Below are 2,026 nucleotides of genomic sequence, written 5' to 3'. Positions count from 1 at the left end.
CCATCGCGGCGTTCCGCTGGGGCCGGGTCGCCGTCGCCGATCCGGCGGCGTTGGCCCCGGGCCGGGGGGTTGGGGGGGCGCCGCGGCCCCCCCCCCCCGCGCCCCCCGGCCACGAGGGGGCCCACCCCCGGGGGGGGCCGGGGGGGGGGGGGCCCGGGGCCCCCCCCCCCCCCCCGCCCGGGCCCAACGCCGCCGGATCGGCGACGGCGACCCGGCCCCAGCGGAACGCCGCGATGGTGGCGTCCACCGCGACTCCGTTGATCCCGATGGCCTCCTCGATCGCCGCGGCGGGCAGGCGCAGCCCACCGGTCTGCACCGCGGCGCCGACGATCAGGAAGTTGGCCGCGGCGGTGTTGCCGAACAGGGTCTCGGCCGCCGCCAGCGCGTCGAAGTGACTGATCGACTTCGTCACGGCGGCAAGCCGACCCAGCAGGATGTCGGTATCGGGGTAGCCGACCGACTTGTCGTAGACCATGTCGCCGGTCGGGGTCTGGCTCGTGGAGGCCACGCCGAGGGTGCTCGCCGCGTCGCCGTACTGGAGGTAGCGGGGATCGGTGGCGGTGAGCAGGTCGACCGCGAGCAGGCAGTCCGCGCTGCCGGGGGTGAGCCGGTTGGACGGCTCCAGCGCCGTGGTGGAGAAGCGCAGGTGCGAGACCACCGGTCCGGCCTTCTGGCTGAGCCCGATCTGGTCGAGGCTCTCGACCTCGTAGCCGGCGCGCAGGGCGGCGGTGGCCAGCACCTGGTTCACCGTCACGATGCCGGTGCCGCCGATGCCCGCGATCAGCACGTTCTGGGTGCGCAGCGGTGCGGCGACGCCCGGGTCGGGCACGGCGGGCGGTTCGGCGACCTCGCGCCGGGCGCCCTTGCTCGCGGCCGGGTCGATCTCCACGGTCACGAACGAGGGGCAGTCGCCGTCCAGGCAGCTGTAGTCGGTGTTGCACGAGGTCTGATCGATGCGGGTCTTGCGGCCGAACTCGGTCTCGACCGGCTGCACCGACAGGCAGTTCGACTTGGCGCCGCAGTCGCCGCAGCCCTCGCACACGGCCTCGTTGATCACCACGCGGGTGTTGCGGACGGGCAGCGCGCCGCGCTTGCGCTGCCTGCGCGCGTCGGCGGCGCAGTGCTGGTCGTAGATCAGCACGGTGACGCCCTCGATCTCGCGCAGCACCCGCTGTGCCTCGTCGAGCCGATCGCGGTGCCACAGCAGCGTGCCCTTGGCGAGCGCCCGCTTGTTGTGGCGCCCTGGCTCGTCGGCGCAGATGATGATCCGGCGCACGCCCTCGGTGGTGAGCTTGTGCGTCAGCTGCGCGACGGACAGGCCGCCCTCCACGTCCTGGGCGCCGGTCATCGCGACGACCTCGTTCCAGAGCAGCTTGTAGGTGATGTTCACCCCGGCCGCGACGCAGGCCTGCACGGCCAGCTGCCCGGAGTGGAAGAAGGTGCCGTCGCCGATGTTCTGGAACAGGTGCGGCACATCGGTGAAGGGTGCCTGGCCGATCCACTGGCTGCCCTCGCCACCCATCTGAGTGAGCCCGGTGACCGCGCTGTCGGTGCGCCCCGACATGGTGACCAGCGTGTGGCAGCCGATGCCGCCGCCGCCGATCGACCCTTCGGGCAGGGCGGTGGAGCGGTTGTGCGGGCAGCCGCTGCAGAAGTAGGGCGTGCGCTTGGCCGAGAGCACCTCCAGCGGAAGCGCCGGCGGCGCGGCCCTTTTCAGCTCGACGTGGCCGCGCAGCACCCGCCGCAGCGGGGCCAGCAGCCGCCCCGCGGTGAGTTCGCCGTCGACCGGCATCAGCCGCGGGCCCCCCCCGGCCCGCAGGGGGAGCCCCCCGGGGGGGGCCGGGGGGGGGGGGGGGGGGAGGGGGGCGCGGGGGGGGGGGGGACCGGGGGGGATTGACGTGAGCGGCGAACGGACCTTGCAGGACCTGTTGACAGAAGCAGCCGAAGGAAGGCTGTCGGTGACCTTCGGCGGCTCTGTCCGACTCGATGCCGAGGAGTTCGTCTACATCGAGCGGGAGTGCAAGAC

1 pseudogene is annotated in these 2,026 nt (G+C 74.0%); it reads right to left on the bottom strand.

The window, feature by feature from the left end:
• Window positions 1-187 precede the first annotated feature (187 nt).
• Window positions 188-1,804, bottom strand: a pseudogene (locus tag QH270_RS13365) (2-oxoacid:acceptor oxidoreductase family protein); the annotation flags it as partial.
• Window positions 1,805-2,026: the final 222 nt, after the last annotated feature.

It is taken from the genome of Nocardia neocaledoniensis (assembly GCF_029868625.1).
GTDB lineage: Bacteria > Actinomycetota > Actinomycetes > Mycobacteriales > Mycobacteriaceae > Nocardia > Nocardia neocaledoniensis_A.
The sequence above is the reverse complement of the archived record's forward strand: the minus strand, read 5'-3'. Positions and strand labels throughout refer to the sequence as shown.